This window comes from Mesorhizobium waitakense (assembly GCF_056431085.1).
In genome coordinates this window covers 1-8,526 of sequence record NZ_JBWKME010000061.1, presented here as the reverse complement: position 1 = coordinate 8,526, position 8,526 = coordinate 1, and the positions used below count along the sequence as shown (strand labels likewise).

The following is an 8,526-nucleotide window of genomic DNA, read 5'->3' as shown; positions in this document are numbered from 1 at the left end:
GCATCGACGTCAAGCAGGACACTGGCAATCGGTGCAGACTGTCAAGATAAGACTAAAAGTTCTTCTCGCGCACGATCGGTCTTGTCGTGATGATATCGGCTAAGGTCCCGGTTCAGTCGAGGAGAGGCGGAGGTCCAATGCAGAATCTCATGGGCTTTCGTAGCGACTAGCGACGCGGCGTCCTTGAACTGTTCGGGAAAAGGTAACTGCACATGGTCGCTAGCCGGCGAATAATAGGCCTTGTCGCCGCCATAGCGCACCGTCGCTCCTGTATTACCGAAGAACCGCTCGGCGTGTTCGATCGGTTCGACCGGATTGGGGACCGGGTCCGCATGCCTGCAGCAATGATCAGGCAGACCCTCGATCTGGTCACAGTTGAAGACGGTGTACGCCTTCAGGAACGGGATCTCGCGCTCGACTTCGGCGCCCCCGGCGTCCTTTTCGGTCTTGGTGAAGCGGCTTGCATAGACGATGGTCGCGCCACTCTCGCCCTTGCGAATATGCGCGCCCAGTTCGTTCGCCTGCCGTAACGTCATCCACATTGGCGAAGAAAAGCCGCGTGCGATCCCCTCGGACCAGAGAAGGAGCACATTCACGCCTGTGTAGCCCTCGCCATTGTGGCGCAGCGGTCGGGTGATCCGACCGACGGTGTTGCGCTTACTCCATGGCTGGACCCATGGGCGAACGCCCTTCTCCAGATCGGCAACGATCTTGTCGGTGATCCGCGCATAGATGTCGGTGCGTGATCCGTTTGCCCTGGCTTTCATGTCCTGAACCTCCATTTGGGAGCCGCGCCCATCGCGGCCCGTCACGGGCGTCCGTCGCCTGGCCTATCAGGCGGGACGCGCATCCACAGGACCGCAACGAAGAGGAGGACGGCGAAGCCGTTGCGCGACCCGCCGGACCGGGCAGGACCGCCATCCGGGACGGGACGCGGGGTGCGGCTCCCTTCCGTTCTTCTTTCTTCTTCCCTTGGCCGGCGGGGCGCGACACGGAAAAGGCCGGTCGCGGCAGGACCGGCCCCATAAGACGGTGTGACGGGCAAGGCCTGGGCCTTGCCCGATGGGCGGCTCAACCAAGTGCCGCCATCTGCTGCTCGGCCGCCCTGCGGTCGAGGTTCTGGCCGGGATTCTCGACGGGACGCTCGAACGGCTTCCAGACCTCGCCGACGACATGCTCGTAGGCGGCAACGGCGCCTTCGGCGGCCATGCGGAGCGAATGGGCCTGGATACCCATGTCGGCTGCGAATTCGCGCTTGCGCTGGGCGGCGCTGTCGTAACCGACCGGGCCGTCGAGGTCCTCGTCGCGCGCGTCATTGGCGGCCTTGGCGGTGGCATCGCGTGCTTCGGTGACGGCGCGGGAGTAGAACTGGCCGGCGCCGTGCGCGGACCCGACATAGGCGCCGACGATGCGCTGGAGGTGTATCTGCATCGCCCGTTCGCCAAGCCCCTCGGAGAGGCCGTCGGCGGTTTCGATGATCAGGCGCTGGTGCAGGTCACGGATCCCGTCGCCGTCGATCACGGCCGTTCCGAAGCTGCCGGCGATCGCCGTCGCCTGAGCGGCGTCCGGGCACGTGAGCCGGACCATTTCAAGGGTGGCGCCCTTTCGAAGCTGCACAAGGCGGGCGGACTGGCGGGATTGGGTTGCGGGCTTGGCCATGGGGTCTTCCTTTCGTGGTTTCCTCCGAAGCGGTCCGGCCCTTGGCCGATCTGTCCTTCGGTGCGGTCGAAAGGAACCGGCGGAAGACGGGCGTTTCAGGGTCCGGGCCCGCCAGGACGAGCGAAGCCGGTATGCGCGCAAGCAGGTCATCCTGACCTCGCGCGGCGCGCAAACCTGCTTTGCGAGGACGGCGCGGTCCGGCCGCCCCGCGGCGCGAAGCGGCCTTGAAACGAACGGCCGCCGGTTCAGACCGCAGCAAAACCGTAAGGACAGATCGGCCAAGGGCCTGGTCCGACAACGGAAGCCAGGGAACAGGGCGCCACCAACAGCGCCGCGGCATAATTTCAGCCTGCCGGAAGCGTGCACTCGTTCGATGGGACCTAACGGGTCGGGCCGGCTCTCCGCCCAACTCTCAGAAGACCGTTTGCGGCATGAGATGAGCACGGGCATGGTCTTGCGGATACGGCTCGCCAACCGCGTCCAGCTGACCAGCGACAGTCACAGGGCATACCTGGAAGCCGTCGAGGGCGCGTATCGTGCCGAGATCGATGACGCCATGCCGGTAAAGCTCTATGGCAACTCTGCGGAAAGCGCCAGGATCGCTACAGTCCTGCCGAACGCACTGGCGCACATAGTGCAGAAATCGAGCGCGGCTGTACCAAGCCCGTGGCCGCCCAAGGCTGCTTGCACCTGTCACCGAGTTGCGCGATTGTCGAGGTCGCCCGAGTGACGCGAGCAACCATGAACCCGACGAAGAAGGCTGCCCCTTTCGTGCCGACCGAAATCCATGTCAGCACGGTCGAAGATCAGAAAGGCGCGCTCGGCATCCTATCCATCAGCACAACAATGGGCCTGTTAGAAATCGTGCTCGACGGACAGGCCGCCGACGCCATAGTTGATGCCATCAGTGTAATCAGGCCGAAGCCGGCCTGAGGGTCGATAGCCATACTCGTTCCTGATACGTCCGTTGGACGTTCTCATATAATCCAATGCTAAAGTCACCCCGGCCTTGCGGCATTCGACCCTTGGCAGACGGTGGAACCGAAACCGGAATGCTGTGCGCTCCTGAGGCGACGAGCCGATCCCGGCGCTTCGCGCCAGTTCGCCAGTCGTGCTCATGAGCGTTCACCTTCATTTGAGGCGTCATTTGGACCTTTTGCCGGATCAAGGGGAAGCAGGTGGCGCGCCCGAACGGCCGCGATCGCAACGTCCTGTCGGGCAAGCTTTCGGGTGAGCGCGTCAACTTCCGGCTGACGCTCGGCGGTCAGCGCCGCCAGCGTCGCGCGATACCGTTCCAGAAAGGCGCCCGGCTCCGGCGCCTTACCGCGGCGAAGGGTGGCCTGTCGCCGGCCAAGCAGCGGAATGATCGCTGTCATGCGCCGCGTGATCTGCCGGTCGATCAGATCGAGCTGGTGCTGCGTCTGCCGCCGCGCCGCTTCCATGCGGAAAAGCTGCGCGGCTTGTTCTGGCGGACCCGACATTACGGGACCCTCCCGCGCCAGCTGGGAAAGCTCGAGGGACCATCATAGGCGGCATGCTTCGTCTCATCGATGACGAAGCCGAAGCGGCCGACAGCGTAGTCGTCGCTCGGCACGAGAAAGCGACGCTGTTCAACCCCTTCCTCGCGCTTGCCGCCGATGGTGGCGATCACCTCGGTCATCCCGGCATGATCTGAACGGAGGCGGTGAGAGCGATCCAGTCGTCGGCATGCACCCGCGCGAACTCTTGGGCATCCTTCTCGTGGGACTCGCCGGGAGCGAGAGAACGACCGGAGATCGCTTCCCAGGCATCGGGCCAGGAGTCGCGGACTGCTTTGTCGGCGGCTGCGCGCTCGTAGGTCGTGAACAGGTCCGGAAAGGTGAGCGCGACGATCGCCCATTCCGCGTCCTCTTCGTAACAGGCGTCTTCCGCCCGCAGCATAGGGTGGACCGTCGCATTGCGCGCGGCGGAGAGCTTGAAGCCGCCATGTCCGGCCGTGGTATGGCATACGATCCCGTCCGCGTAGACGGTGGCGCCCTGCGACGCGCCCCATGGCGTGCTGCAGTCCATGCACACAGTTTGGCGGTCAAGACCTCGCAGCTCGCGGCTGTGGTCCGCCTGCTCGATCATGCGGCCCAGAAAGGCCACTTCGTCCTCGACGCAGCCGGACCTGACAAGCGCTCCTACCGGCCATCATAGTTGTCGCTCAACCGGACACCGTAATTGTCGCCGCGCAACGCTCCTCGGCTTGCAGATCGACAAGCGCGGCATCGACTACATCCAGCGCCGTTCCGCGCTTATCGAGGAAGTGACCCGCGATAAGGTCAAGGCGATGGCGAAGAAGCTGCTTTCCGTCGAGCCCGCCATCATGGTCGTTGGCCCGCGGCTGGACACGAAAGGATAAGCCTGGAAGTCAAATTTCGCCTTCCTTCTCTCGCCGAGAGTGGCTAGGCAGAAGCAAAGTCCGGCCTCGTGGCTGGTGGGATCTCATAAGGCCCGCGAGAGGCGATTTCGCGGGCCAAATCGAGCCTTATCGGGCAAGTTGCCGGGTTGCGGCAAAGTCCTGCCCATGCGGGCTTCTTTTTGCGCGGACGAGCCAAGGGTGGCTGGCGCTGTCGCTATACCATGCAGCGTCTGCCGCTGGCGAACGCTGATCTCGCATTACTCAACTTCTTCAGCTACCAAAACCGAGTTGTCGAGTTTCGAACATACCTCCTTTCCACTCGGGTACAGTAGTCTACCAGCTGCTTGGGCAAGGCCTTGTTCGGATCTGGAAGTCGCGGAACACACACTGCCGATATCCGCCGTGTTAGGGAGGAAACCAGTATTGCCCTGTGCCTGGCGATGGTCTGCCACCTGAAATCGCCTGACCTGTTCGCCCGTGTGCCGGCACTTGGCGCGCCGGGCGGCGGGCGCACGTTCGAGGTCGTCAATCCCTCGACCAGCGAATACTGGCGGAACTTCCCGACATGGGCGTCGAGAAGACGCGCGCGGCGATCGAGGCTTATGTCGCACAGATCGAAATGGGTGGCTCACAGCCCGCGAGCGCAGCGAAACGCTGTGGCAATGGCAACAGCTGATCGTCGACCACACACGATCTCGCCGCGATCCTCACTACCGAAATCGGCAAGCCCCTTGCCAAAGCAAAATCGGAACCACATGCCTCGGCGTATCTCCAGTGGTACGCCGAGAAGGGCCAACCGCATCTGCGGGCAAGACAATCTCGGCACCCTCGACGGGGCGCCGCATGATGTTGATCACGCACCCGATCGGCGTCGTCGGCACGATCACACCAAGTGGCGTCGTTGCGTATCGCCAGCCCGTGATGGTCTGGTGGTTCCGGGCTGCCGCATATCGGCCGGGAATATGCCAAACCGATTACATTCTTGGAAATAAGTAACTCGAGCGCGAAGGTGCAATTTGCCTTCGACACGTGTGCTAATCGCGCAGTGATATCAATTTCCACGTCCTGAAACTCAAGGAACTGATGGTACAGCGGAAAATACGCCTTATACACTGCCTCCTTCAAGACGAAGAGATCCCGCCGCTTGAGCAGACGCAGATCGTACATGCGTTGCTCATTAGGGGTGGCGATCAATTCGATCAGGTTATCCGGCAGAGGTTCATTAGGCTCAATGTCGATGCCGAGAGATGCAATCCTTTGCGTCCCTGCAACAGCGGCGGCTGCTACTGTATCGTGGTGCGCCAAAGACCCGACGAGCCCGGGCGGCCAGATCGGAACACCAGACCGCGTCTTTAAGATCGGCATCGATGGGAACCCCAGTTGCGCAAGAAGTGTTCGGGCAACCACTCTTGCGGCGCCGCTTTCGCGGCGGACTTTGGGAACAGCGCGTCCCATAGACGCAACTTCGGAAGCGTACATGGCGAATTGGTCATCGCGTTCTATTGGACGAATGCCGACGATGACGTTCTGTCGATCAATCGTGAAAATCTCCATCTATTTGGTCCCTTTGAGCCGTTCGAGGAGCTCAGCCAATGAAGTTTGGACTTAATCCGACCCGGCCGTCGGTCAGCAGCGGCGCCAGCCAACATATGGGTGTTCCCGTCTTTGGAGCATCGATCCAGGGCCATTCAGGGTGTTGTCGGGATTTCGAGACCGAACCTGGTCTGGGCGCCGGACACTTTGGAGCTCGTTAGAGATCCCTTTCACTAATCGCGGTTAAGTGCGCAGAGATGGCTCGGGCCAGAGCTTTGCGGCTTTCCAGATCACTCATCATCGTCACGTGGTCGCCTCCAATCGGTACGGCAGTAATGGCCTCTCGACTCAAGACCCGGTCCCAGCCGCGCATGGGCGAACGCGCCTCGGGGCCCAATGAAGTCTCAGCTTGTCGCGCCCGAGAACTGAACAGAGCCTCGGTGGCATAAAACTGATGTATCTCAATTGGCAGGGATGGGATTTGGTACGCCTGTAGCGCCTCGTGAAACCGAGCGATTTTTTCATACATCACCACTTCGTCTCGGAGATCGCCTTTTGAAGCGATCGCTCCAATTTGCTGCGCCTTTCCAAGCAGCTGAGCGATTGAACTGTGTCGAGCAAATTGCTCCAACAGTTCGAAGCTCTCATCCTCAAAGGACTCAAAAGAATCCAGCACCACGTCTCGCACCATTTGGATGGGTGATATCCTTGTCAAGTTCGCCGGGAGCGTAACATCGATCAGCGCCATGAATGAAACAGCTTCGTCCAGCCTCAACAGGTGCTGCGCAATTGCGTAAGCCAAGATCCCACCTGATGAGTATCCTGCGAGGCGATAAGGCCCAGACGGCTGGATCTCTTTCATCCCCTCGATAGCCTGCGCGGCTATTTCTTCGAGAGATGGTGGACAAAGTTCATCGAAATCTGGCCATGACACAGCATAAACGGGACAGTCTATGTCCATTTCGCTTACCAATTTGACGGCATAGGAACTGTCTCCCATCCCTGTCGGAACAAAGAAGAGCGGCGGTTGCGATCCCGTCGGACGAATGGAAATCACTCCCGGATTACTTGGCTGTGATTCCAAATTGAGCTTCGATGCAAGGTCCTTCAGAATGGATGTCTGGAAGAGATCGCTGGCGCTAAACTTCAGTCCAAGGTTTGAGGCTCGACTTATCAGCTGCACCGCCATGAGCGAGTGGCCGCCGAGCTCGAAGAAATGATCGTGGCGTCCGACCCGCTCGACCCCCAGAAGCTCTGCCCAGATCTGCGCCAGCGCCGTCTCGACCTCGCCCTGCGGCGCCTCGTAGGCGGCCCGCGCATAGGCATCGTCGGCCGGCGCCGACAGCGCCTGGCGGTCCAGCTTGCCGTTTGGCGTCAGCGGCAGCCCATCCAGCCGCACGAAGGCGCTCGGCACCATGTAGTCGGGCAGCAGGCTAACCAGATGGGCGCGCAAGCCGCCGGCCAGCGCGCCTCCATCGACATCGTCCGCTCCGGCCTCGGGCGCACACACCACATAGGCCACAAGCTGCTTGTCGCCGGCGCGGTCCTCGTGCGCCACCACCACCGCGTCGCCGACAAGCGCATGCTCGCAAAGCCGCGCGGCGATCTCGCCCGGCTCGATGCGGAAGCCGCGGATCTTCACCTGGTCGTCGTTGCGCCCCAAAAACTCCAGGTTGCCGTCCGCCAGATAGCGCGCCAGGTCGCCGCTCCGGTAGAGCCGGTCGCCCTCCACAAAGGGGCTGGCGATGAACCGCTCCGCCGTCAGCTCGGGGCGGTTCAGGTAACCCCGCGCAACACCTGCCCCGCCAATGTAAAGCTCGCCCACTGCCCCGAACGGAACCGGCGCGCCATGGCCGTCCAGCAGATACACCTGCGTGTTCGCAATCGGACGACCGATCGGGACGATCGGCCCGTCAAAGTCATCGGGGCAAGTCCACGTCGTCGCGCAGACTGTCGTTTCCGTCGGTCCATAGGCATTGATAACAGATGCTGCAGGCAGGCGACGGATGAGTTCGGCCTTCGGCAGCTCTCCAGCAAGAATGAGAGCTTGCGACGCCAAATGTTGCGCACTCTTGCTTTCCTGAAGCAAGGCCGGAGGCAGCGTCGCGTGGGTGATGGCTTCGCTTCGCAGGTAATCCGATAGCTTGTTACTCGCCTTGCGGAGTTCATCCGCAGGCAAATGCAAGGCGGCGCCGGAGCCAAGCGCCATAATCATTTCCCAGACACTGGCATCAAAACCGAAGGAGGCGAACTGCACCACTCGACTGTCTGAACAGACGCCAAACAGTCCGATCTGAGCCAGCACCAGATTGACCATTCCGCGATGCTCGACCATGACGCCCTTGGGGGTCCCGGTGGAGCCGGAGGTGTAGATGATGTAGGCGAGATGGCGGGGACTAAGGCCCAGCGCGCGCGGGTCCGGGTTCGAGGCGGGCAGTTCGGCCCAGGCCGGGGTCGCCGTCTCCAGATCGACCACGCTGACGTCGGCCAGCGCCTCGGCGCCAAGTGCTGTGCGACCGGCCGCATCGCAAAGCAGCAGCCGCGGCACGGCGTCCTCGAGCACCTGGTTGAGCCGTGGGCCCGGATAGGCCGGGTCGAGCGGCACATAGGCACCGCCGGCCTTGAGGATCGCCAGCAGCCCCACCACCATCGCCGGGCTGCGCTCCAGGCAGATCGCCACCGGCTGGTCCGGCCTCACCCCGAGGGCGATCAGATGATGGGCCAGCCGGTTGGCCCGCGCGTTGAGTTCGCCATAGCTCAGGCGCTCGTCGTCATGGACCAGCGCCACCGCGTCGGACGCCTTGCGCACCTGCGCCTCGAACAGCTCGTGGATGCACCGCTCCGAGGGGTAAGGCGCCGCCGTCCGGTTCAACTCCTCCACCAGATATGTGCGCTCGGCCGCCGGCAGGATGTCGAGCTCGCGCACTGGCGTATTCGGAGCTCGCTCCAAT

6 protein-coding genes and 3 pseudogenes are annotated in these 8,526 nt (G+C 62.3%); 3 read left to right on the top strand and 6 right to left on the bottom strand.

Translation table 11 applies throughout. The features are described 5' to 3' along the window. Positions 1–50 precede the first annotated feature (50 nt). A pseudogene (locus AC07FD_RS14430) lies at positions 51–767 on the bottom strand (ArdC family protein); the annotation flags it as partial. Between the two features lie 304 nt (positions 768–1,071). Next, positions 1,072–1,659, bottom strand: a complete 588-nt coding sequence (locus tag AC07FD_RS14425; RefSeq protein WP_478350361.1) for a hypothetical protein — start codon at positions 1,657–1,659, stop codon at positions 1,072–1,074. Between the two features lie 463 nt (positions 1,660–2,122). On the opposite strand from AC07FD_RS14425, the pseudogene AC07FD_RS14420 reads away from it, so the two are divergent. Both AC07FD_RS14420 and AC07FD_RS14415 read left to right on the top strand, forming a co-directional pair. Next, positions 2,123–2,307, top strand: a pseudogene (locus AC07FD_RS14420) (IS1 family transposase); the annotation flags it as partial. 93 nt (positions 2,308–2,400) lie between these two features. Beyond that, on the top strand, positions 2,401–2,592 hold the full coding sequence (locus AC07FD_RS14415) for a hypothetical protein (protein ID WP_478350362.1): 192 nt from the start codon (positions 2,401–2,403) through the stop codon (positions 2,590–2,592). A 182-nt stretch (positions 2,593–2,774) separates the two neighbouring features. On the opposite strand, the gene AC07FD_RS14410 is transcribed toward AC07FD_RS14415, so the two are convergent. Together AC07FD_RS14410 and AC07FD_RS14405 are read right to left on the bottom strand one after the other, a co-directional pair. Beyond that, positions 2,775–3,101, bottom strand: coding sequence for a hypothetical protein (locus AC07FD_RS14410; RefSeq protein ID WP_478350360.1), 327 nt, complete (start codon positions 3,099–3,101; stop codon positions 2,775–2,777). 38 nt (positions 3,102–3,139) lie between these two features. After that, positions 3,140–3,804: pseudogene (locus AC07FD_RS14405) on the bottom strand (DUF7007 domain-containing protein); the annotation flags it as partial. Positions 3,805–3,886: 82 nt separating this feature from the next. On the opposite strand from AC07FD_RS14405, the gene AC07FD_RS14400 reads away from it, so the two are divergent. Then, positions 3,887–4,042: a hypothetical protein gene (locus AC07FD_RS14400; protein ID WP_379016743.1), complete on the top strand. Its 156-nt coding sequence runs from the start codon at positions 3,887–3,889 to the stop codon at positions 4,040–4,042. 600 nt (positions 4,043–4,642) lie between these two features. Here AC07FD_RS14400 and AC07FD_RS14395 read toward each other — a convergent pair. Both AC07FD_RS14395 and AC07FD_RS14390 read right to left on the bottom strand, forming a co-directional pair. Then, the gene (locus AC07FD_RS14395) at positions 4,643–5,596 is read right to left on the bottom strand and encodes a 4'-phosphopantetheinyl transferase family protein (protein ID WP_478350359.1); all 954 of its coding nucleotides are present in this window, start codon (positions 5,594–5,596) and stop codon (positions 4,643–4,645) included. Between the two features lie 196 nt (positions 5,597–5,792). Beyond that, positions 5,793–8,501 (bottom strand): non-ribosomal peptide synthetase, encoded by a 2,709-nt coding sequence (locus AC07FD_RS14390; RefSeq protein WP_478350358.1) that lies wholly within the window; start codon positions 8,499–8,501, stop codon positions 5,793–5,795. Positions 8,502–8,526 lie beyond the last annotated feature (25 nt).

Excerpts from the sequence above, each read along its gene's own strand:
- AC07FD_RS14415 (WP_478350362.1), top strand. The coding sequence starts at position 2,401 with ATGAACCCGACGAAGAAGGCTGCCCCTTTCGTGCCGACCGAAATCCAT.
- AC07FD_RS14395 (WP_478350359.1), bottom strand. The coding sequence starts at position 5,596 with ATGGAGATTTTCACGATTGATCGACAGAACGTCATCGTCGGCATTCGT.
- AC07FD_RS14425 (WP_478350361.1), bottom strand. The coding sequence starts at position 1,659 with ATGGCCAAGCCCGCAACCCAATCCCGCCAGTCCGCCCGCCTTGTGCAG.
- AC07FD_RS14410 (WP_478350360.1), bottom strand. The coding sequence starts at position 3,101 with ATGGAAGCGGCGCGGCGGCAGACGCAGCACCAGCTCGATCTGATCGAC.